General features: G+C 66.4%; 18 protein-coding genes. 4 read left to right on the forward strand and 14 right to left on the reverse strand.

Going from position 1 to position 21288, the window contains the following annotated elements:
• Positions 1–97 precede the first annotated feature (97 nt).
• Positions 98–1192, reverse strand: a complete 1095-nt coding sequence (locus J3U95_RS24780; protein ID WP_208281297.1) for an MraY family glycosyltransferase — start codon at positions 1190–1192, stop codon at positions 98–100.
• A gap of 334 nt (positions 1193–1526) precedes the next feature.
• On the opposite strand from J3U95_RS24780, the gene J3U95_RS24785 reads away from it, so the two are divergent.
• Positions 1527–2375 carry a symmetrical bis(5'-nucleosyl)-tetraphosphatase gene (locus J3U95_RS24785; protein WP_208281298.1) on the forward strand — a complete coding sequence of 283 codons (849 nt, stop codon included), beginning with the start codon at positions 1527–1529 and terminating at the stop codon, positions 2373–2375.
• On the opposite strand, the gene J3U95_RS24790 is transcribed toward J3U95_RS24785, so the two are convergent.
• From J3U95_RS24790 to J3U95_RS24815, 6 genes are read right to left on the reverse strand one after another with little or no spacing between them, the layout of a single operon-like run.
• Positions 2372–3103: a lysophospholipid acyltransferase family protein gene (locus J3U95_RS24790; protein ID WP_208281299.1), complete on the reverse strand. Its 732-nt coding sequence runs from the start codon at positions 3101–3103 to the stop codon at positions 2372–2374. The genes J3U95_RS24785 and J3U95_RS24790 overlap by 4 nt on opposite strands.
• A gap of 56 nt (positions 3104–3159) precedes the next feature.
• Positions 3160–4443: a dihydroorotase gene (locus J3U95_RS24795; RefSeq protein WP_208281300.1), complete on the reverse strand. Its 1284-nt coding sequence runs from the start codon at positions 4441–4443 to the stop codon at positions 3160–3162.
• Positions 4440–5414 carry an aspartate carbamoyltransferase catalytic subunit gene (locus J3U95_RS24800; RefSeq protein WP_005665326.1) on the reverse strand — a complete coding sequence of 325 codons (975 nt, stop codon included), beginning with the start codon at positions 5412–5414 and terminating at the stop codon, positions 4440–4442. Before J3U95_RS24800 ends, J3U95_RS24795 begins: the two co-directional genes overlap by 4 nt.
• Complete coding sequence (pyrR, locus tag J3U95_RS24805) at positions 5395–5925, reverse strand: bifunctional pyr operon transcriptional regulator/uracil phosphoribosyltransferase PyrR (RefSeq protein WP_208281301.1); 531 nt, start codon at positions 5923–5925, stop codon at positions 5395–5397. The genes J3U95_RS24800 and pyrR overlap by 20 nt, the downstream gene beginning before the upstream one ends.
• Positions 5912–6316 (reverse strand): Holliday junction resolvase RuvX, encoded by a 405-nt coding sequence (gene ruvX / locus J3U95_RS24810; protein WP_370661227.1) that lies wholly within the window; start codon positions 6314–6316, stop codon positions 5912–5914. The genes pyrR and ruvX overlap by 14 nt, the downstream gene beginning before the upstream one ends.
• A gap of 27 nt (positions 6317–6343) precedes the next feature.
• Positions 6344–6958 (reverse strand): YqgE/AlgH family protein, encoded by a 615-nt coding sequence (locus J3U95_RS24815; RefSeq protein WP_208281336.1) that lies wholly within the window; start codon positions 6956–6958, stop codon positions 6344–6346.
• A gap of 232 nt (positions 6959–7190) precedes the next feature.
• Here J3U95_RS24815 and J3U95_RS24820 point away from each other — a divergent pair, with 232 nt between their 5' ends.
• The gene (locus tag J3U95_RS24820) at positions 7191–8654 is read left to right on the forward strand and encodes a cryptochrome/photolyase family protein (protein WP_208281303.1); all 1464 of its coding nucleotides are present in this window, start codon (positions 7191–7193) and stop codon (positions 8652–8654) included.
• Here J3U95_RS24820 and J3U95_RS24825 read toward each other — a convergent pair.
• The 6 genes from J3U95_RS24825 to J3U95_RS24850 form a co-directional block, all read right to left on the reverse strand.
• On the reverse strand, positions 8644–13902 hold the full coding sequence (locus J3U95_RS24825; RefSeq protein ID WP_208281304.1) for a hybrid sensor histidine kinase/response regulator: 5259 nt from the start codon (positions 13900–13902) through the stop codon (positions 8644–8646). The genes J3U95_RS24820 and J3U95_RS24825 overlap by 11 nt on opposite strands.
• A gap of 7 nt (positions 13903–13909) precedes the next feature.
• On the reverse strand, positions 13910–16177 hold the full coding sequence (locus tag J3U95_RS24830; RefSeq protein ID WP_208281305.1) for a methyl-accepting chemotaxis protein: 2268 nt from the start codon (positions 16175–16177) through the stop codon (positions 13910–13912).
• 60 nt (positions 16178–16237) lie between these two features.
• The gene (locus J3U95_RS24835) at positions 16238–16783 is read right to left on the reverse strand and encodes a chemotaxis protein CheW (RefSeq protein WP_208281306.1); all 546 of its coding nucleotides are present in this window, start codon (positions 16781–16783) and stop codon (positions 16238–16240) included.
• On the reverse strand, positions 16780–17166 hold the full coding sequence (locus J3U95_RS24840) for a response regulator (protein ID WP_307729052.1): 387 nt from the start codon (positions 17164–17166) through the stop codon (positions 16780–16782). The genes J3U95_RS24835 and J3U95_RS24840 overlap by 4 nt, the downstream gene beginning before the upstream one ends.
• A 30-nt stretch (positions 17167–17196) precedes the next feature.
• Entirely contained in the window at positions 17197–17592 is a 396-nt protein-coding gene (locus J3U95_RS24845) for a response regulator (RefSeq protein ID WP_208281307.1), read from the reverse strand.
• Positions 17593–17755: 163 nt separating this feature from the next.
• A complete protein-coding gene (locus J3U95_RS24850; protein WP_040775196.1) occupies positions 17756–17908 on the reverse strand; it encodes a rubredoxin in 153 nt (50 codons plus the stop codon).
• A gap of 98 nt (positions 17909–18006) precedes the next feature.
• Between J3U95_RS24850 and thiD the strand changes: the two genes are divergently transcribed.
• Positions 18007–18816, forward strand: a complete 810-nt coding sequence (gene thiD / locus J3U95_RS24855) for a bifunctional hydroxymethylpyrimidine kinase/phosphomethylpyrimidine kinase (RefSeq protein WP_208281308.1) — start codon at positions 18007–18009, stop codon at positions 18814–18816.
• Positions 18817–18862: 46 nt separating this feature from the next.
• Positions 18863–20161 (forward strand): glutamate-1-semialdehyde 2,1-aminomutase, encoded by a 1299-nt coding sequence (gene hemL, locus J3U95_RS24860; RefSeq protein WP_208281309.1) that lies wholly within the window; start codon positions 18863–18865, stop codon positions 20159–20161.
• A 163-nt stretch (positions 20162–20324) separates the two neighbouring features.
• Here hemL and J3U95_RS24865 read toward each other — a convergent pair whose 3' ends face one another.
• Positions 20325–21173: a hypothetical protein gene (locus tag J3U95_RS24865; protein WP_208281310.1), complete on the reverse strand. Its 849-nt coding sequence runs from the start codon at positions 21171–21173 to the stop codon at positions 20325–20327.
• Between the last annotated feature and the right edge of the window lie 115 nt (positions 21174–21288).

Here is a 21288-nt window from a genome sequence, read left to right on the forward strand (position 1 = left end):
TTCCTTTGTTCGTTAAAGATTAAATGCAGATTCAGCAATTACTGATTCTAGTGAATTCTCACTAATTCTCGCAATATAATACATCAATAAACCGTGGCTAGTCCTTCTTGCTTAAAAAAAGCCAACGCGGGGACTTGAATCGAACAATACGGCCATACAACCAGAGGTAACTGATTATGAACAACAAACAGAAGAACATCAGGGCCGTCGTGTTTTTCCAGAACACCGTTGCCGGTATCACGGCCAGCAATGAAAACAGCCATAAATAAGGAGAAGTCCGCGCATTGCGCTTCATCAATGCGCGTGCTTCGCGCGGCCCCACCGTCCATTGCACGATGCGGCGGAATATCAAACTGTGCAGGTGAATACCATCCGGCATCGCCGGCGACTTACCGCGCACAAACATGCGGCGATAAGCGGAGAATATCGTTTCGAAAGCCGGATAAATCAGCAACAGCGCCGCATACCAGGTCGATACCCCGGGATTGCGCATCACCAGCAGCAGCGCCAGCTCGCCCAGCAGGAAACCAATGAAGTAGGCGCCGCCGTCGCCCAGGAAGATCAGTCCCACCGGATAGTTCCAGATCAGGAAGCCGGCGGTGGCGCCGGCCACGATCAGGGCCGCCACCAGCACGAACATATCGCCCACCTGCAGCGCCACGTAGGACAGCGACAGCAGCATGAAGATGCTGATCACGCCCGCCAGGCCATTGAAGCCGTCGATGATGTTGATGGCGTTGGCGATGCCCGCCACCGCCAGCATCGTCAGCGGCAGCACGATCCACAACGCCTCGATCGGCACCACGGCCCACGGCAGGTCGAGCCGGCCGACGCGCGCGTCGAGCAGCCAGTAGCCGAGCGCCGCGGCGACCATCGTCAGCGCCAGCCGGCGCAGGGGGGAAACGCGGCCGGTGTAATCCTCGGCGATGCCGCCGGCCAGCGCGATCGTGGCGCAGGCAATCAGGGTGGCGAGCCATGCCATCATTTGCGGCTCGCGCAGGATCGATATCCCGGACGCCACCACCACCGCGAGAAAAATCGGAATGCCGCCGATACGCGCGACCGCGTGGGAGTGCACTTTCTGCACGCCGCCAAAATCGCCATCGAGCCCCAGCCCATGTTTTCGCGCGGTCTTGATAACAAGCAGCGTCAGCAATGCGCAGGAAAGGAAGCTCACGAAAAACGAGAACATTATTGTTTTCTTTCGATGCCTGTATGTGGAGCCTCGGGCAGCGGCGCCTGGCAAATGGAACTGCCAGTGCACGCTATTCGCGGGGGAAAGCCGCGCAGTAAGCCGTATTCATTGTACCGGAATGGAAGGCCATTTCCGGGCGCACGGTTTTAACATGCCCGTAGTGTTCGCTTGCAGTGTTGGAAGCGAGTCAAAAAATGTCGATGCGCACGCATTTCGGACACGAGACAGGCGCGGGGAACCACAAGCGCAGGACCGGCGACAGCGCCTGCGGGTAAAATCATTTAGTATCCGCAAAAACAACAACGACAGCTTCACGGGCCAATCCAAAAACATGAAAACCTATGCCATTGGCGACCTCCAGGGTTGCGCACATGAAGCGCAACTGCTCCTGGACCGAATCTTCGAGACGGCGGGACTCGATGCGCGCATCCTGTTCGTGGGAGACCTGATCAACCGCGGCCCCGATTCGCTCACCGCGCTGCGGCGCATGAAGGCCTTATCGGAATCGAGCGGCGGGCGTATCGAAGCCCTGCTCGGCAACCACGACCTGCACCTGATCGCGGTGGCGGCCGGCGTCCAGCGCCTGAGCCGCTCCGACACCCTCGACGAGATCCTGGCCGCGCCCGACCGCGACGCATTGATCGCCTGGCTGCGCCAGCGTCCGCTGGCGATGTTCGTCGACGCCCACCTGCTGGTGCACGCCGGCGTGGCGCCGCAATGGGATGCGCGCCAGACCATGGCGCTGGCCGGCGAAGTCGAAGCCGCACTGCGCGGAGACGGCTGGATCGAGTTCCTGGGCGCGATGTACGGCAACCAGCCGGACCGCTGGGACGATGGCCTGGAGGGCATCGACCGCCTGCGCTGCATCGTCAACGCCCTCACCCGCATGCGCCTGTGCGCGCCCGACGGCACGATGGACTTCAAGCACAAGGAAAGCGACGCCGGCCCGGCCGGCTCCGGCCTGCTGCCCTGGTTCGACCTGCCGCAGCGCGGCACCCAGGACGTGACGGTGGTGTTCGGCCACTGGTCGGCGCTGGGTCTGGTGCAGCGGCCGAACCTGATCGGCCTCGACAGCGGCTGCGTGTGGGGCGGCAAGCTGACGGCGGTCTGCCTGGACGACCGCACGCTGTTGCAGGTGGATTGTCCCGAGTACCGGGAACACGGCGGCAAGAAGCGCTAAACGCTCACGGCGGCCGCCACCGCCTCCTGCGCCGCCAGCGCCAGCTCGCGCCGGTGCACGCCGCTGCTGTCGAGCGGCGCCAGGCAGGCCAGGCGCGCCGTCACCGGCGGGCCCTGCAGGATCCTGAACAGGCTGTCGACGAAGGTGGTGTCGCCGATGTACTCGATCGACGGATGATGCCGGCCGGCGGCATCGACATAGGCCAGCGCATATGGCTGCACCGGCACGCCGGCATCGATCGCGGCCTCGAACAGGTTGGCGTGGAAGGGCAGCACCCCGCCCTGCAGGCCGGTCGTCCCTTCCGGGAACAGGGCGACCCGTTCCCCTTGCTGCAGCACCTCTACCAGTCCCTTGAACACGTGGCGCAGCTCGCGCCGGTTGCCGCGCGCGATGAACACGGTGCCGGCGCCGGCCGCCAGCCAGCCCATCACCGGCCAGGAACGGATCTCGGCCTTGGCCACGAAGCGGCACGGGTCGAGGGCGTTGATGACGAAGATGTCGAGCCAGGACACGTGGTTGGCGACGACCAGCGCGTGTTCCAGCGCGGGGACACCGCCGCGATGCTCGACCTCGACCCGGCACAGGCGCAGCAGGCGGCGCGACCAGCCGCGCGTCAGGCGCATGCGCGAGCGGGACGAAGCGAAGGGAAACACCAGCGCGCAGGTCGCCAGGCCCTCGCACAGGTGGACGACGACGCGCGCGAGGCGCCAGGCTAGGCGAATCTTCAAGATAGTAAAAGCGGTGAGGACGGCGGCTTCATGGCAAGCCCGCCGTCCCGGGTGGATCAGCGCTGGTACGCCACGCGGCCGCGCACGATGGTGGCCCTGACCTGTCCGGCCAGCTCATAGCCGAGGAAAGGCGTGTGCTTGCCCTGGCTGGCCAGGGTCTTGCCCTCCACCTTCCAGCGCGCGTTCGGATCGAACAGCACCACGTCGGCCGCGGCGCCGACGCCCAGGGTGCCGGCCGGCAGGCCGGCGATGCGGGCCGCGTCATGCGTGATGCGGCCGAGCGCCAGGGCCAGTGCCTTATCTGCATCCTGCTGGTCCTCGGCCCACTTGAGGGTGAGGCTGAGCAGCAGTTCCAGGCCGGTGGCGCCGGGCGAGGCTTCGCCGAACGGCAGCAGCTTCTCGTCGTCGTCGACCGGGGTGTGGTCGGAGCAGACCGCGTCCACGGTGCCGTCCAGCACCGCCGCACGGATCGCGTCGCGGTCGCGCTGCGAGCGCAGCGGCGGGGTCAGGCGCGCGTTGGAGTCGAAGAAGCCGATGTCGGCGTCGGTCATGTGCAGGTGGTGCACGCCGACGTCGACGCTGAGGTCCAGGCCTTCTTTCTTGGCGGCGCGGATCAGCTCCAGGCCGGCGGCGGACGAGATGCGGCACAGGTGCACGCGCGCGCCGGTGGCGCGCATCAGTTCGAAGATCGTGTGCAGCGCAATGGTCTCGGACATCACCGGCACGCCCGACAGGCCCAGGCGCGACGCCAGCGGGCCGCTGTGGGCCACGCCGCCGCGGCCGATGTGGGCGTCCTGCGGACGCAGCCACACGGTGTAGCCGAAGGTCTTGGCGTACTGCATGGCGCGCAGCAGCACGGTGGTGTCGAGGATCGGTTCCTCGGCCTGGGCGAAGCCGATGCAGCCGGCTTCGGTGAGTTCGGCCATCTCGGTCAGCGCCTGGCCCTTCAGGCCCACGGTCAGCGCGCCCAGCGGGTGCACATTGGCCTGGTCCAGCATCCGCGCGCGGTGCTTGAGCATCTCGACCAGGCCCGGCTCGTCGAGCACCGGATCGGTGTCGGGCGGGCACACCAACGTGGTCACGCCGCCCTGCATCGCAGCCTGCAACTCGGACTCCAGGGTGGCCTTGTATTCGTAGCCCGGCTCGCGCAGGCGCGCCGACAGGTCGACCAGGCCGGGGGCGACCACCAGGCCGGCCGCATCGATGGTCTGGTCGGCGCTGAAGCCTTGCGGCGCGGCGCCGAGGGCCGCGATCTTGCCGTCGACGATGAACAGGTCTTGGGTGGCGTCGACGCCGTTCGCCGGGTCGATCACTCGCCCGTTCTTGATATGAAGTTTCATGCGTGGGTTCCTGCCAAAATGCTCATCACCGCCATCCGTACCGCGATCCCGAAAGTCACCTGCGGCAGGATCACCGCCTGGGCGCCGTCCGCCACCGCCGAGTCGATCTCGACGCCGCGGTTCATCGGGCCCGGGTGCATCACGATCGCGTCCGGTTTTGCCAGCGCCAGGCGCTCCGGCGTCAGGCCATAGCTCTTGAAGTATTCCTGGGCCGAGGGCAGCAGCGCGCCGCTCATGCGCTCGTTCTGCAGGCGCAGCATGATGATGACGTCGACGTCCTTCAGGCCTTCGTCCATGTTCGTGAAGGTGCGCACGCCCATCTGTTCCAGGCCGCCCGGCAGCAGGGTGTGCGGGCCGATGGCGCGCACTTCGGGCACGCCCAGCGTGGTCAGCGCGTGGATGTCCGAGCGCGCCACGCGGCTGTGCAGGATGTCGCCGACGATGGCCACGCGGAGGTTGGTGAAGTCCTTCTTGTAGTGCCGGATCGTGTACATGTCCAGCAGGCCCTGGGTCGGGTGGGCGTGGCGGCCGTCGCCGGCGTTCACCACGTGCACGTCGGAGCGGGTGCGGTTCAGGTGCTGGGCGATCATGTAGGGCGCGCCCGATTGCGCGTGGCGCACCACGAACATATCGGCGTGCATCGCGGCCAGGTTGTCGATGGTGTCGAGCAGCGACTCGCCTTTGGTGGTCGACGAGGCCTGGATGTTCAGGTTGATGACGTCGGCCGACAGGCGCTTCGAGGCGATCTCGAAGGTGGTGCGGGTGCGCGTCGAGTTTTCGAAGAACAGGTTGAACACGCTCTTGCCGCGCATGAGCGGGACTTTCTTGACTTCGCGGTCGGAGATGCCGACGAAGCTCGATGCGGTGTCGAGGATGTGGTCGATGTGCGACTTCTTGAGTCCCTCGATGGTGAGCAGGTGTTGCAGCTCGCCGTTCTTGTTCAGTTGCGGATTATTGTGCAGGGTCGGCATTGTCTTCTTCGATGGTCAGCGAGAGTTGGCCTGTTTCGTCGCGCTGCAGGCACAGCGACTGGTTTGCCGCGAGCGACACGCGGGTGCCGACGAAATCGGCCGCCACCGGCAGCTCGCGCCCGCCGCGGTCGGCCAGCGCGGCCAGTTTGATGCAGCTTGGCCGGCCGTAGTCGAACAGCACGTTGATCGCGGCGCGCGTGGTGCGGCCGGTCTGCAGCACGTCGTCGACCAGCACGACCGTCGCGCCGTCGACCGGAAAGCGGATGTGGGTCGGTTTTACGTCAGGATGCAGGCCCTTGCGCGCATAGTCGTCGCGGTAGAACGACACGTCGATCGAGCCCAGGCGGGCGGTGAGATCGAGGTCGCGCGCCAGGCGTTCGGCCAGCCAGGCGCCGCCGGAATGGATGCCGACGATGGCGGCGTCGGGCACGCCGTCCAGGCCCGCGCGGACCTGGGCCAGCAGCTCGCGGTAGAGCGCCTCGGCGTCGAGGTTGAGGTTAGAAGTTGGCATTAGGTGGGGAATATGCGTCAAAGTATTGTTGCAGAATGATGGCGGCCGCCTTGTCGTCGATGACGTCGCCGCGCTTCGACGCGATCACGGCCGACGAATAGCGCTCGTCGACCAGCTCGACCGGCAGGTTGAAGCGGCCATGCAATTGGTTGGCGAAGCGGCGGCTGCGCAGGGTCATGTCGTGCTCGGCGCCGTCGGGATGGCGCGGCTCGCCCACCACCAGGCGCGCCGGGCGCCACTCGGCGATCAGCTCGCCGATGATCTTGAAGCGGGTGGCGTTGTCGATGGCGGCGATGACGCGCAGCGGCTGCGCCTGCCCGGTCAGGGTGTTGCCCATGGCGATGCCGATCCGCTTGACGCCGAAATCGAAGCCGAGAACGATATCGACCATCATGCAAAGCGGTGCAGGTACAACGAACTACGCATGGCCGGCTTCGGTGGCGAGCATGAAGGGATCGATCCCCAGCAGTTTGATGGCGGCGTTGTAGCGCTCCTCGATCGGCAGGTCGAACAGCACGCGCGCGTCGGCGCCCACCGTCAGCCAGCCGTTGCGCGAGATTTCTTCTTCGAGCTGGCCGGGGCTCCAGCCGGCATAGCCGATCGAGACCAGCATGCGCGCGGGGCCGCCGCCGCTGGCGACGGCTTCGAGCACGTCGATCGAGGTCGTGAAGGCGACGTCGTCGGTGACGTTGAGGGACGAGGAATAGCGGCCGCCCGGCGAGTGCAGCACGAAGCCGCGGTCGTCCTGGACCGGCCCGCCGAACATGATCGGCTCATCCACCACGGTCGCGCGCAGGCCTTCGGCCAGCTTGAGGTCGACGCGGTCGAACAGGGTTTCCATCGTCATGTCGGTCGGCTTGTTGATGACCACGCCCAGCACGCCCTTGTCGTTGTGCTCGCAGACATAGACGACGGTGCCGCCGAAGATCGGATCCTGGATCGATGGCATGGCGATCAGGAAATGGTTCGCAAGGTTGAGCCCGGATGCTGCCGGACCGGCCTTGGCGAGCCCTTCATCCTGCTCCCGGGGCATGCCCGGCATCGGTAGAGTTTTGCCAACTTTGCTTTTTTTCATACGGATACTCTCAAAAGGCGCACTCTTGCGTTAAAACATGATCGACTGCCAACGTTCTGCAGCACAACGTTACGCTTTTCCCTAGTTTACACCCATTTGGCCGGAGCACCCCCGGAAGCATCACGACACGCACACCACGGTCCGATCCTAGACAGTAAAATCTGCTCCCGCCTTGACCTCGCACACAGTGATGAATTTGAGCAAGTCTTTAGTCTGGTTCCGGCGCGACCTGCGCGCATTCGACCACGCCGCCCTGCACCACGCCCTGCGCGGTTCGCAACAGGTGTTTTGCGTCTTCGTGTATGACACCGAGATTCTCGACGGCTTGCCGCGCGACGATCGGCGCCTGCGTTTCATTCACGCCAGCCTGGCCAGCCTGGATGAGGAATTGCGTCGTCTTGGAGGCTACCTCATCGTGCGCCACGGCAGCGCCCGGGATGAGGTGGCGGCGTTGGCGAACGCACTCGATGTTGACGCAGTGCATGCTTGCACCGACTATGAACCGCTGGCGATCGCGCGCGATGACGAGGTGGCGCGGCTGCTGGCGGCGCAAGGCCGCGCCTTCCATGCGTACAAGGACCAGGTCATCTTCGAGAGGGAGGAGGTGCTGACCTTGGCGGGCCAGCCATTCTCGGTCTTCACACCCTACAAGAACGCCTGGCTCAAGCGGCTGGCGGCGCGTCCCGATACGCTGGCGGCGTATCCGGTCGACGCGTTCGCGCATGCGTTCGCGCCGCCCGCCGCCTCGGCCCCGGCGCCGGCCCTGCCCGCGCTGGAAGACATCGGCTTCGAGTCCGGCGAACCGCCGCTGCCGGCCGGCATGGAAGGCGCCGAAGCCTTGTTCGAGGCCTTCGTGGAAGACATCGCCGACTACGGCCGCGCGCGCGATTTCCCGGCCGAGGATGGCACGTCGAGGTTATCGACGCATTTGCGCTTCGGCACCACCTCGATCCGCCACCTGGTGCGCACGGCCCAGCAATTGATGCTGTCGGGCGCCGGCGGCAACGGCGCCTCGGTATGGCTGTCCGAACTCATCTGGCGCGATTTCTATGCGATGGTGCTGGCGCAGAACCCGCACGTGGTCGAGCGCTCCTTCAAGCCGGCCTTCGATGCGGTGCGGTGGGACGACGGGCTCGAGGCCGATGCGTTGTTCGCCGCCTGGTGCGAGGGCCGCACCGGTTATCCGCTGGTCGACGCGGCCATGGTGCAGCTGAACACGACCGGCTTCATGCACAACCGGCTGCGCATGGTGACGGCCAGTTTTCTCACCAAGGACTTCGGCATCGACTGGCGCCGCGGCGAGCGCTATTTCGCGCTGAAGCTGAACGACTACGAGATGGCCTCGAACAACGGCGGCTGGCAGTGGGCGGCGTCGACCGGCTGCGATGCCCAGCCCTGGTTCCGGATCTTCAATCCGGTGACGCAATCGACGCGCTTCGACGCGCGCGGGGAAATCATCCGGCGCTACCTGCCGCAACTGGCGAAGCTGGATGCGAAGCAGATCCACGCGCCATGGCTGGTCAAGCCGGAGGTGCTGGCCGAGCGCGGCGTGGTGCTGGGTGAGAATTATCCGGCGCCGGTCGTGGACCACGACGCGGCGCGCAGGCGCACGCTCGAGCGCTTTGCCGTGGTCAAGAAAACCGTCAGCGTTTGAGCAGCTCTTCGATCGCCGCCAGCAGCACCGGCTCCTGATACGGCTTGCCGTAATAGGCATTCACGCCCAGCCCCATCGCCACGTTGCGGTGCTTGTCCGCCGTGCGCGAGGTGATCATGACGATCGGGATGTCCTTGGTAGCGTCGTTGCCGCGCACATTGCGGGTCAGGTCGAAGCCGTCCATGCGCGGCATCTCGATATCGACCAGCATCAGGTCGGGCGCGCCCTGTCCAATGAATTCGAGCGCCTCGACGCCGTCCTTGGCCAGCTGCACGCGATAGCCTTCGCGCTCCAGCAGGCGTTGGGTCACGCGGCGCACCGTGAGCGAGTCGTCGACCACCATCACGGTCGGGCGCCGCACCTGGCGCGCCACTTCCTTCTTCACCTGCGCGGCAGCCTGCGGCTGCTGCGCCAGCGCCAGCGGATCGAGGATCAGGACGATCTCGCCCGAACCCAGCACCGTCGCGCCGGCGATGCCCGGCACCCGCGACAGCTGCGGACCGATGTTCTTGACCACCACCTCGCGGTTGCCCAGCACTTCGTCCACGCGCAGCGCGATGCGGCTGGCGCCGCCGTTCAGCACCAGCACCGGCGCCGAGCGCTGGCTCGCCGTCGGCTTGTCCTCGTCCTCATCCTCGTCTTCGCCCAACAACCCGGGCAGCGCATGCAGCGCCAGGGTTTCGCCGGCCAGCGCGATGCTGCCGGCCTCGATCGCCGCCGCCAGGTCCAGCGCGCGCACCTGCTCCACCCGCTCGACCAGGGTCGATGGCACCGCATGCGTGCGCCCGCCGGCGGTCACCAGCACCACCTGGGCGACAGCGAGCGTCAACGGCAGCGTGATCGTGAAGCGCGCGCCCTGCCCCGGTTCGGACACGACGGCCACGCGTCCGCCCAGCGCCTGGGCTTCGGAGCGCACCACGTCCATGCCGACGCCGCGGCCAGCCAGCTCGGTCAGCGTGTCCGCCGTCGAAAAGCCCGGCTCGAAGATCAGTTCCGTCACCTCCTGGTCGGAGGCGTCTTCGCCGCCCTCCAGCAGGCCGCCCGCCTGCGCCTTGGCGCGGATACGCTCAAGGTCCAGGCCGGCGCCGTCGTCGCCGAACACGATCATGACTTCGTTGCCGTGCTGGCTGACCTGCACCAGCAATTCTCCCGTCTCCGCCTTGCCCGCTTCCTGGCGCGCCGCGCGCGGCTCGATGCCGTGCACGATCGCATTCCTCAGCAGGTGCTCGAAGGGCGCGGCCATCTGTTCCAGCACGCCGCGGTCGATCTCCACGGCGCCGCCGCGGATGTCGAGGTTGACGCGCTTGTCGGTTTCCTTGGCGGTCTGGCGCGCGACGCGGAACAGGCGTTCCGACAGGCTGGCGAACGGCACCATCCGCACCCGCATCAGGTCGCGCTGCAGGTCACGCGTCATGCGCGCCTGGCTGGCCAGTTCCTCGTTGGCGCCGTCGACCGTGCGCGCCAGGCTTTCCTGGAACGAGGCGACGTCGTCGACGCTCTCGGCCAGCATGCGCGTGAGTTCCTGCAGGCGCGTGAAGCGGTCGAATTCGAGCGGATCGAATTCGCGCTCGCCCGAGATCGACAGCTTCGATGCGATCTGCGACTCGGCCTGCATCTCGATCTCGCGCAGCTGGCGCCGCAGGCGCGCCACGTTGTCCGAGAAGTCGCCCAGCGAACCCTTGAGCGCGCCCATCTGGTTTTCCAGGCGCGAGCGCGTGATCGACACCTCGCCGGCCTGGTTCACCACGCGGTCGAGGATGTCGGCGCGCACCCGCACCAGCGGCGAACGGGCAGGCTCGGCAGGAGGCGGCGTGTGCGCCTGCTCCGGCGTCGACGCGGCTTGCGCCTGGACAGGTTGCTGCAACTGCTCGAACAGCAGCATCGCCGCGTCGTAGTTGGCCAGCAGCTCGTCGAAGGCGGTGGCCGGCAAGGTGGATGTGCCGGCGTGGACCATGTTCTCGATCTGGGTTTCCAGCTCGTGCGCGTGCTGGCCCAGGCGCATCGCGCCGGCCATGCGCGCGCTGCCCTTCACCGTGTGCAGGTCGCGTTGCATGCCCTGCGCGATCGCGGTATTGGTCGGCGCCGAGCGCCATTGGCGCAGGTCGTGGCCGATGCGCGGCAACAGGTCCGCGGCCTCTTCCAGGAACACCGGCAGCAGGTCCGGGTCGATCTCGTCGGCATAGCTGGCGCCGACCAGTTCGGGTTCCGGCTCCGGCTCCGGCTCAAGTTCAGGTTCGGCTTCCGGCACCGCTTCGGCCAGCACCGCTTCGTCCGGGGTGACGGCTACAAAGGTCGCATCCTGCGCCTGCGGGGCGGCCTGGTCGAGTTCCGGCGCGGCGAAGGCATCGTCGAGGAAGGAATCGAACAGGTCGTCGATGTCGTCCTTCACGGCCGGCTTCGGCTGGGCCTGCGGCGCCTGGCGCGCTTCGAATGCCGGTGGCGCGGCCAGCAACTGCTCGTAGGCGGCCGCGAACAGCGCGTCGAGCTGGCTGGCCAGGGCCGGATCGGCCTCGCCATACAAGGCGGCCGCCAGCTGGCTGGCCAGGCGCTCGCGCAGCGCAGTCAGCTGTTCCACCAGGTCGGGCTGGCCAGGGGCCAGCTCGCCGAGGGTGAACACCTGCAGCATGGTGCGCATGCGCGACAGGGTCGAATCGAACAGATCGAACTGGCCGTCCTCGAGCTTCGTGCCCGGCGCCGCCAGCTTCTCGAGCGTCGTCTCCAGCTCGTGCGCGAGGTCGCGCAAGGCGCTGTAGCCGACCGTGGCCGAGGTACCGGACAGCGTGTGCGCCGCCGTCACCGCGTCCTGCACCACCTGTTTGTCCAGGCCGCGGCGCAGCGCGTCCAACGCCTGTTCCAGGGTGGCGCACAGCGCCTCGGTTTCGCCCAGGTAGACGTCGTGCAGGGCCTGCGGGATGGCCAGGTCGCCGACGCGCTTCACGCCATCGTCGCCGGGCATGGCCAGCGGTTCGTCGAGCAGCGGAATATCGTCGAGCACCGGCGCTTCGATGATGTCGTCCAGCACCAAAGGCTCTTCGCCCGGTGGCTCGAACGTCAGCGGTTCGAACGGCCCGCCCTCCTGCACCCGCGCGGCAGCCTCGATCAGCGCCGCGCCATCGCGGGCGGGCAGGAGGCCGGCGGCCAGCTCGGCCACCCAGGCATCGAGTTCGGCGTAGGCATGGGCCAGCAGGGCCAGCAGGTCGGCGGTGGCCGAACGACCGTCGGCCAGCCACACGTTCATCACGCGTTCGATGGCGGCGGCGGTGGCGGCGAAGGCCTCCAGGTCCACCATACGGCTGCTGCCCTTGAGCGTATGGAAGCCGCGGCGCAGCTGGGTCAGGATTTCCTGGTTGGACGGCTCGTCGGCCGCGCGCGGCAGGGTCTCGACCACGAAGGCCAGCACTTCCTGCGCCTCGGCGATGAAGATGCCGAGCAGTTCGGCGTCGACGCCGTCCGCGATCTCATCTGCCGGCTCGGCCGCCGGCGTCTCCGCAGGCGCGGCCTCGGCCGGCGCCTCGACGAACTCGAACGGCAGCTCGCGCAGCAGCAGCTTGTCGAGGTCGAAGGTGAAGCGGCCGCGCGCGGCCTCGCTGTCCTGGGCCAGCAGGTCGGCGAAGAAGCCGAGCGCACCGATGTTCTGGGCGATATTATGCAGCGACGCGTGCTGGCTGGTCACGTCGGCATCGCTGGCGGCCAAAGCGCGCACCGCTTCCTCGACGTGGCGCACGGCCAGCACCGCCTGGTCCTGGTCGAGGATGGCGAACGCCCCTTGCAGCTGGTGCAGGATCGGCGCCGCCTGCCCGAGCACCTGACGCTTGCCCGGGTCGTCGTAGTAGTCGTCGAGCAGCTTCTCGATCTGGCGCAGGCCGGCCTTGACCTCGTTCGCCAGCACGGCCACGGTCTGGCCCTGCTGGATCTGGCGCGCCAGCTCGCCCTGCCAGTGCGGGGCGTCGGGCGGCGTCTCGCCGGCGGCCAGCGCCAGCAGGCGCGCGCCGACGGCTTCGGCATTCTCCGAGAAATCGTCGGGCAGCTGGCGCAGCTGGTCCAGGCCGTTCTCGACGAACAGCATGGCGGCCGCCATCTCGAGCCCGAACTGGTCGTCGCGGCCCGACTGCACCGAGTCGCTGGCCGCGCGGCCCAGTTCGCGCAGCAGCTGGGCCAGCGCGGGGGCGCCGAGCTTTTCGCTGGCGCCGGCCAGGCGCGCCAGCGCGTCGTTGAAGTCGCTCTCGACCTCGGCGTCCGGCTTGCCCTCGCCGGCGATGCGGTCCCAGTCCGACTTGGTGCGCGCCAGCGCTTCGCGCGCCTCTTGCAGGGCTTGTGGATCGAGCTTGCCGTAGCGGCGCTCGGCATAGTCGGGCGGCACGGCGCCGTCCAGGCCCAGGGCCTGGCGCAGCGCGCGCGCCTCCGGTCCCGGTTCGCGCGCGGCGGCGATGAAGAACAACGCGTCGCGCAGCATCGCCTCGGGCGCATCGAGCTCACCCTTGGCCAGGCGCCGTAATTGCAGGTTGACCTGGCCGAACAGCTGTTTGATGTAGAGATCGCTCTCGACCTGGCCGTCGGCCACCACGGTGGCGAAGGCATGCATCGCCTGCCAGAACAAGCGCGCGCGCAGCTCGTCCTGGCTGGCTGCGATCGGCGCGATGGCGGCCACCAGGTCGGCGGCATGGATCTGGCGCCCGGCGTCGTCCTCGGCTTTCAGGTAGGGCAGCAGCGCTTTTTCGAATCGGCCACGGCAGGCCGCGATATCGACCTGGCCGTCACCTTCCGGCGCAGGCAACTCGGGCAGCGTGGACAAGTCGAGCGGCATCAGGTCGGATGGATGCACCTTGCGCTCGCCCTGGCGCTCGACCATGTCGCGGTAATACGGGAACAGGCGCGCCGGCTGTTGCGGCATGCCGGCCAGCAGTTCGTCCAGGTATTCGCCGAGCGCCCCGAAGGCGTCCAGCACCACCTGCACGCTATCCACGGTGCATGGCAGTTCCCCATTCTTGAAACCGTCCAGCACCGCCTCGGCCGCGCCGGTGTACACCCCGACACCCTCGACGTCGACCAGCTGCAGGGCGCCGTGCGCCTGGTGCAGGTGGGTCTTGGCATGCAGCAGCAGGGTCGGCTGGGCTTCTAGCGAGCGTCCGGCGGCCTCGCGCAAGGCGGTGGAGGCGCGCGCCAGGGCGTCGCGGATTTCGCCGATGACCCAGGACAGCGGGCCGGTGTCGAAGCTGGAACGTTGCAAGGTCGGATTCGGGGTAGCCATGGGCCGCTCAGGATACCACGCGGAAGCGCGACACCGAATCCTTGAGCTCCTGGGCCAGGGTGGCCAGTTCATGAATCGACTGCGCGGTCTGGCGCGTTCCCTGCTGCGTATGTTCGGTCACCGACAGGATCTCCTGCATCTTGTCGGCCACGCCGGTGGCCTTGGTAGCCTGGCGCTCGGTGGCGTTCGACATGTCCCCGATCAGTTCACCGAGGCGGTTCGACACGCGCGAGATGTCCGACAGCGCGGCGCCGGCGGCGTCCGACAGGCGCGCGCCCTCGACCACGCCCTGGGTCGATTTTTCCATGGCCGCCACCGCGTCGTGGGTGTCGGTCTGGATGGTGCGCACCAGCGCGCCGATCTGCTTGGCCGCCTCGCCCGAGCGTTCCGCCAGGCGCTGCACCTCTTCCGCCACCACCGAGAAGCCGCGACCGGCCTCGCCGGCCGATGCGGCCTGGATCGCGGCGTTCAGCGCCAGCACGTTGGTCTGCTCGGTAATGTCCGAGATCAGCTCGGTGATCTCGCCGATCTCCTGCGAGGATTCGCCCAGGCGCTTGATGCGCTTCGAGGTTTCCTGGATCTGCTCGCGGATCTCCTGCATGCCTTCGATCGCGTTCTGCACCGCGGTCGCGCCCTGCTCCGCCGCCGCCACCGACTGGCGCGCCACGCTGGCCGATTCGAGGGCCGAACGCGACACGTCGGTGATCAGGCCGGCCAGTTTCATGGTGGTGCTGGACGCTTCCTGGATCTCGCGCGACTGGCGCTCGGCCGCGCCGAGCAGCTCGGTCGAGACCTGCTGCGCGCCGTTCGAGGCGCGCGCCACCTGTTCCGAGGTCTTGATGACGCGCACCACCAGCTCGCGCAATTCCTCGACCGTGTAGTTGACCGAGTCGGCGATCGCGCCGGTGATGTCTTCCGACACCGTGGCCTGCACCGTCAGGTCGCCGTCCGCCACCTCTTGCAGCTCGTTCATCAGGCGCAGGATCGCGGCCTGGTTCTGGTCGTTGGTGGCCTTGGCTTCTTCTTCCTTGGCCTGGGCCAGCTGGCGCATCGCTTCCGCTTCGCGGCGGCGCTCCTCGGCGGCGCGCGCGCGGGAGGCGGCGTCCTGCAGCATGGCGCGCGAGATGCCGAGCGCCGCCACCAGGGTGAACAGGGCGGCGCCGACCGTCAGCCAGAACCAGCCGCTGGTGCCGGCCTGGTCGCTTTGGTAATCGTGGTGCAACTCCGCCAGCATGACGCGCAGCTGTTCGCTGTCGCGCGAGATCACGCGCTCGGCGGCGCGCGCGCTGGCGTAGTTGGTCAGGTTGCCCAGCAGCGGGGTGATGGTCTTGACGTACTCGTCGAAGCTGTCACGGGTGCGCGCCAGGCGCATGCTCTGTTCGAGGTCGGTCAGCGGCGCCAGGCCCAGCTTGCCGCCGCCGTCGAGCAGGCCGTCGATGATCGCGCTCAGCGACTCGATGTCGCCCATGATGTAGGTCACCGCGTTCTGGGCCGAGCCCGGGGTGGTGAAGGTCTGGGTGCCGGCCGACAGGCGCTGGGCCAGCGACTGCATGCTCAGCGCCGCCACCTGGCGCCGGGCGTCGCTCGATTCGTCCTTTTGCAGGCGCTCGGCGATCGCGGTCAGCTCTGGCCCCACCTCTTCGTACTGGCGCAGGCTGACGCCGAAGGCCAGCAGGTTGCGCTTGTTGGCGATGATGTTGGCGGCCGCCTTGGACGAGGCGTTCCACAGCACGATCGCCTTTTGCAGTTCTTCCGCGCGCGGGCCGCTGGCGGCCGGGATGCGGCCGGTCGGCGACTGGCCGCCGCGCGCCAGCAGGTCCAGTTCGCGGCCCAGCTGGGTGCGGCTGTCCTCGAGCTGGTCGAAGGCGGCGGCGTCGCCGCGCAGCGCGATCGGCGCCGCCTTGGCGAAACGCTGGGAGTGCATCACGGCGTCGCCGGTCACCTGGCTCTGGCCGGCCAGGCGGGCATCGATCGCCGAATTCTGCCAGGCCGCCAGCATGGTCAGCAGCACGCCGCCCACAAAAGCGCCGAGCAGCAGGTTCAGGCGGCCGGGCTGGAACTGCCCGCCGATCGGGACCGCGCGCAGGTCGTCGGCGCTTTCCGCCGCCAGCGCCTCGGTCGCGCTGCGGCTGCGAAAGCCACCGAGCCGGCGCGCGGCCGCGGCGGCCGACCCGCCGCCGTCGGCGTCCAGCGGGGACTCGCCGGGCGTGGCCGCATCGATGGCGGCATCATCCTTGGCGAAAAAATTCGTGGTCAGTTTCGAAGCGAATCCCATTGCTGCTCCCTGTTTGCTGCTGTGAGTATGGTTGTTTTAGCGTGCAAGTTAGCCTGCGAGTTAGCCTGCAACCCGCAGGAAACGCTCTTCCCGCACCAGCGCCGCCAGCGACAGCGGCGTCCATGTGTTGCCGTCGGCGTCGCGCAATGCATCCCCCACGCGTTCCATCGCGCCGGCCTGGCGCAATCCGAAAACGTTCGAGGCCAGCAAGGCGCAGTTGAAGCCGAGATGCGGAGCGAACACCACCAGGCGCGGCGTCGCGGGACCATCGGGCGCGGCTTCCTCGCCCAGGTAGCGCGCCAGGTCGATCACGCCCAGCAGGCTGCCGCGCACATTGGCCAGGCCCAGGTACCAGGGCTGGGTCAGCGGGACGGCGGTCAGGGGCGCGGGGGCGACGATTTCGCCGACCTCGAGCAGGTCGACCAGGTAGCGCGTGGCGCCGATCGCCAGGCCCAGCTGGCCGGTGCTGGCGCCGGCGCCGGTCCTGGCTGCCTGCATTTTTTCCAGCAACTGCTCCTGGTACAGGCGCAGGCGGGTACGGCGCGCCGCGGGATCGCGCCGGCCGCCCTCGTCACTCTCCTTGCCCTCCTCCGCCGCGCCGGTCATGCGCTCACGCCGCCGGCGGTCGCCACGGCCGCGATGCTGGCCAGCAGGCGCTCGGGGTCGACCGGTTTGACCAGGTAATCCTTCGCGCCCTGGCGCAGGCCCCAGATGCGGTCGGTTTCCTGGTTCTTGCTGCTGCAAATGATGACCGGCAGCGCCGCCAGCTCCGGGTCGCGCGCGATGGCGCGCGTCACCTGGAAGCCGTTGGAGCCCGGCATGACCACGTCCATGAGGATCAGTTCGGGGCGTTCGGCGCGGATGCGCTCGATCGCTTCGTCGCCATTCACGGCGGTGCTGACGGCAAAGCCGTTCTTCACCAGGATGTCGGTCAGGTACAGGCGTTCGGTCGGGGAATCGTCGACGATGAGGATCTTGTTGATGGCCACTTACGGCTCCGGCTCGGTAGAAAGGTCAGGTCAGGCCTGGGGCAAGGCGTGCTCGCGCACCGCCGCCAGCAGGCTGTCTTTGGTAAAGGGTTTGGTGAGATAGGCGCTGGCGCCGACCATCGCGCCGCGCGCGCGGTCGAACAGGCCGTCCTTGGACGACAGCATCAGGACCGGCGTCGCGCGAAAGCGCGCGCTCTTCTTGATCAGGGCGCAGGTCTGGTAACCGTCCAGGCGCGGCATCAGGATGTCGCAGAACACCAGCGCCGGATGATGGTCGTTGATCTTGGCCAGGGCGTCGAAGCCGTCGTCGGCCAACACCACCTGGTAACCGGCCTGGTTCAGGAAAATCTCGGCGGAGCGGCGGATCGTGCTGCTGTCGTCGATCACCATGATGGTCAGGGCCGTGGATTGCGGCGATGTCGTCATTTTCGTTTCACTTCGGCTTGAAGCGCCACGATAGCACAGCGCATCTTTCTTGTGCGCAAAGTGTTGCAGAGAGTCAACTACTGCGTAATATGGCATCCCGAGAGTGGCCGAGATGCCATTATCAAGCTGATCACATTGTGATCATTTTTGTATTTCGCCTGCTTCAGATTGCCGTCATTTCGAAGTCGTCCTTGCGCGCGCCGCATTCCGGGCAGGTCCAGTTCATCGGGACGTCGGCCCAGCGCGTGCCGGGAGCGATGCCGTCGTCGGGCGCACCGACAGCCTCGTCATAGACCCAGCCACAAATCAGGCACATCCAGGTCTGGAAAGGCGCGGTGGATTCGGTACTCACAGTATTGGTCCTTGTATCTAGTAAAATGTGGAATCGGAATCCGGCATCTTAATCTACCCGACGTGCAAAACCAAACGTTCCCCCTCATCCTGAGCTTCGGCGTCTGCGATCCGGTCGGCGCCATCGGCGTGCAGGCGGATTGCGCCGCGTTCGCCGCCCTCGGATGCCACGGGCTGTCGGCCATCGCCGGCCTGCTGGTCGCGGACAGTGCACGCATCGAGAATATGTACGAGCTCGACAGCGACTGGATGGCCGAGCAGGCGCGCACCTTGCTGGAAGACATGCCGATCGCCGCCTTCAAGGTCGGCGCCGTCGGCTCGGCCCTGCACCTGGCCGCGATCGCCGAGATCGTGTCCGACTACCCGGATGCGCCGCTGGTCCTCGATCCTTTCCTGTCGGCCCTGCCCGACGCCGGCCTGGGCGACGAGGAAATGCTGTCCGCGCTGCGCTCGATCCTGGCGCCGCAGGCCACCGCCCTGATCCTGTCCCAGTCCGAACTGGGCCGCATGGCCGAGCTGTGGCGCGATGGCGCCGACGGCAAGGACGGCGACCTGGAAGAAGACGTGGCCGAACTCACCTCGAGCGGCCTGCATTACGTGCTGGTGACCGGCAGCCGCGACGAACACGGCGCCTGCTCGAACCGCCTGTACGACGCCAGCGGCGAAGTCGCGCGGGTCGAGTGGCAGCACCTGCCCGGCCCCTTCCTGGGCGCCGGCAATACCTATTCGGCCGCCTTCACCGCCTGCCTGGCGCGCGGCATGGACGCGAAGCAGGCGCTGGTCGTGGCCCAGGAATACACCACCGGCGCGCTCGAGCATGCGCAGCGTTTCGGCATGGGCAAGTTCATTCCCAGTAAATTCTTCCGTCCCTAGGCGTTCTGCGCCGGGACGGGTTCTTTCCAATCACGAAGCAGCTATCATGACCACTGAACAATCCACCTCGCGCAACGACACCCTGTTCGCCCGCGCCCAGCAATCGACGCCCGGCGGCGTCAACTCGCCGGTGCGCGCCTTCCGCTCGGTGGGCGGCACCCCGCGCTTCATCGAGCGCGCCAAGGGCCCGCATTTCTGGGACGCCGACGGCAAGCGCTATATCGACTACATCGGTTCCTGGGGCCCGGCCATCCTCGGCCACGCCCGTCCCGAAGTGGTCGAGGCGGTGCAGGCCGCTGCTGCTAACGGTCTATCTTTCGGCGCCCCGACCGAAGGCGAGATCGAGATCGCCGAAGAAATCTGCCGCCTGCTGCCGTCGATCGAGCAGGTGCGCCTGGTCTCGTCGGGTACCGAAGCCACCATGAGCGCGCTGCGCCTGGCGCGCGGCGCCACCGGCCGCGACAAGATCGTCAAGTTCGAAGGCTGCTACCACGGCCACGCCGACTCGCTGCTGGTGAAGGCCGGCAGCGGCCTGCTGACCTTCGGCAACCCGACCTCGGCCGGCGTGCCGGAAGACTTCGTCAAGCACACCCTGGTGCTCGACTATAACAACGTCCCGCAGCTGGAAGACGCCTTCGCCTCGATGGGCGACACCATCGCCTGCGTGATCGTGGAGCCGGTGGCCGGCAATATGAACCTGATCCGCGCCACCCCTGAGTTCCTGCAGCGCATGCGCGAACTGTGCACCGAACACGGCGCGGTGCTGATCTTCGACGAAGTGATGTGCGGCTTCCGCGTGGGCCTCGAAGGCGCGCAGGGCATGTACGGCATCACCCCCGACCTGACCGCGCTGGGCAAGGTGATCGGCGGCGGCATGCCGGTGGCGGCCTTCGGCGGGCGCGCGGACCTGATGCAGAAGATGGCCCCGATCGGCCCGGTGTACCAGGCCGGCACGCTGTCGGGCAATCCGGTGGCGGTGGCGGCCGGCATGACCACCCTGAAGCTGATCCAGGAAGAAGGCTTTTATGAAAAGCTGACCGCGACCGCGGATCGGCTGGTGACGGGACTCACCGCCGCCGCGCAGGAAGCCGGCATCGACTTCTGCGGCGACTCGGTGGGCGGCATGTTCGGCTTCTACTTCTCGAAGGACGTGCCGTCCAGCTATAGCGAGATGATGGCGGGCGACAAGGAGCGCTTCAACCGCTTCTTCCACGGCATGCTGGAAGAAGGCGTGTACTTCGCGCCGGCGATGTTCGAAGCGGGGTTTGTGTCGATCCAGCATGATGATGCGGTCATCGACGAGACGATCGAAGCGGCGCGGCGGGTGTTCAAGCGGATTGGCTGAGCATTGAGGACGGCGCAGCATTTCGTCTGCGCCGGTTATCCCCATTTTTTCCAATGAATGCCGTTTCCGGAAATGCGGGAGCCTGACCTACATGCTTGCTGCCAGTAATACGGCCATGGTAATCGCCGTGACTCTCACCTGCGGCCGGGCGCGACATATATAATTACCGACGTCGACGGGAATTGTAAGAAGTCTCCTGAGTTATACAGACGTCCATCATATTTGCATAATCGTTGACTTTAAAGATCGGGTTTACACGCCCATCTGGATAAATAAGATCGTCGGCCAGGGAGCGTTGACCCAAGCCATCCTTGAAGTCACCGTTGCAAAGTACCGACATGGCTCGGCCCTTACCGACTCGTCCAGCCTTCTTTATAGCCTCATTCACCGAGAGGTTCGTCGCATCGAAAGCCCGAACCGGATTATTGGCAGCATTCACGTCGTGAATCTCCACGACAATCTTTTTGGTGCTTGACTCAGACGCTCCAACCGAATTTGCATGTTTCAGGTCGATTGTGCGTCGCGTGCTCAATACGCGAACTTTTTCTCCGAAGATATCTTCCTTTATCAAATCGGTGGATGACGGAAGCGAACGCGGTTCCGAGTCGATCGCCCTGCCTTGCTCGTCGAGCCTGGCGCCAACTGCCTTGAGCACGGGCACTTCCTGCCACGCGCGGTTGAATATCGCATAAAATTCGACCTGATACTTTCCTATCTCCGGCGGATAAGCGGCACTTTGATTATTACGCGAGAGATTTGCAACGAATTTCTTTCCTGGCGTTATCAGTACTTTTGTATCTTTCAAAACCATAGCATCACCAACTTTCTTGCCGTTGAACCTAATGACGGTAGCCCAGAGCTTGGTTCCTGGCGGCAGAATCGGCGAAGCCCCATAAATGGTAATGCCGGCGTTTGTACGTTCAACTTTTTCGATTTCGATGGCTGTTGCGGCAAATGATAAGGCACTTTGGGCAAAAAGCGCAATTATGAAAAGGATCCGGCTTAATATCATATATTCCTTTAATTACTTTGATTTTATTGGCGCCTGATGACGCACATGCTTTGCACCTAGCGATCAGATTTCAAATTTTCCTCGGCTACCAATCGCTCAATTCCATTGGTCGGGA

The sequence above is a fragment of the Massilia oculi genome (assembly GCF_017582745.1).
In the GTDB taxonomy this organism is placed as follows: domain Bacteria; phylum Pseudomonadota; class Gammaproteobacteria; order Burkholderiales; family Burkholderiaceae_D; genus Telluria; species Telluria oculi_A.

Bases quoted from the DNA above. Each gene is read 5' to 3' on its own strand.
- J3U95_RS24830 (WP_208281305.1), bottom strand. From the start codon at position 16,177: ATGGGATTCGCTTCGAAACTGACCACGAATTTTTTCGCCAAGGATGAT.
- J3U95_RS24825 (WP_208281304.1), bottom strand. From the start codon at position 13,902: ATGGCTACCCCGAATCCGACCTTGCAACGTTCCAGCTTCGACACCGGC.
- J3U95_RS24845 (WP_208281307.1), bottom strand. From the start codon at position 17,592: ATGACGACATCGCCGCAATCCACGGCCCTGACCATCATGGTGATCGAC.
- J3U95_RS24850 (WP_040775196.1), bottom strand. From the start codon at position 17,908: ATGTGCCTGATTTGTGGCTGGGTCTATGACGAGGCTGTCGGTGCGCCC.
- ruvX (WP_370661227.1), bottom strand. From the start codon at position 6,316: ATGGTCGATATCGTTCTCGGCTTCGATTTCGGCGTCAAGCGGATCGGC.
- J3U95_RS24820 (WP_208281303.1), top strand. From the start codon at position 7,191: ATGAATTTGAGCAAGTCTTTAGTCTGGTTCCGGCGCGACCTGCGCGCA.
- J3U95_RS24800 (WP_005665326.1), bottom strand. From the start codon at position 5,414: ATGCCGACCCTGCACAATAATCCGCAACTGAACAAGAACGGCGAGCTG.
- hemL (WP_208281309.1), top strand. From the start codon at position 18,863: ATGACCACTGAACAATCCACCTCGCGCAACGACACCCTGTTCGCCCGC.
- J3U95_RS24835 (WP_208281306.1), bottom strand. From the start codon at position 16,783: ATGACCGGCGCGGCGGAGGAGGGCAAGGAGAGTGACGAGGGCGGCCGG.
- J3U95_RS24785 (WP_208281298.1), top strand. From the start codon at position 1,527: ATGAAAACCTATGCCATTGGCGACCTCCAGGGTTGCGCACATGAAGCG.
- J3U95_RS24815 (WP_208281336.1), bottom strand. From the start codon at position 6,958: ATGCCCCGGGAGCAGGATGAAGGGCTCGCCAAGGCCGGTCCGGCAGCA.
- pyrR (WP_208281301.1), bottom strand. From the start codon at position 5,925: ATGCCAACTTCTAACCTCAACCTCGACGCCGAGGCGCTCTACCGCGAG.
- J3U95_RS24795 (WP_208281300.1), bottom strand. From the start codon at position 4,443: ATGAAACTTCATATCAAGAACGGGCGAGTGATCGACCCGGCGAACGGC.
- J3U95_RS24780 (WP_208281297.1), bottom strand. From the start codon at position 1,192: ATGTTCTCGTTTTTCGTGAGCTTCCTTTCCTGCGCATTGCTGACGCTG.
- J3U95_RS24865 (WP_208281310.1), bottom strand. From the start codon at position 21,173: ATGATATTAAGCCGGATCCTTTTCATAATTGCGCTTTTTGCCCAAAGT.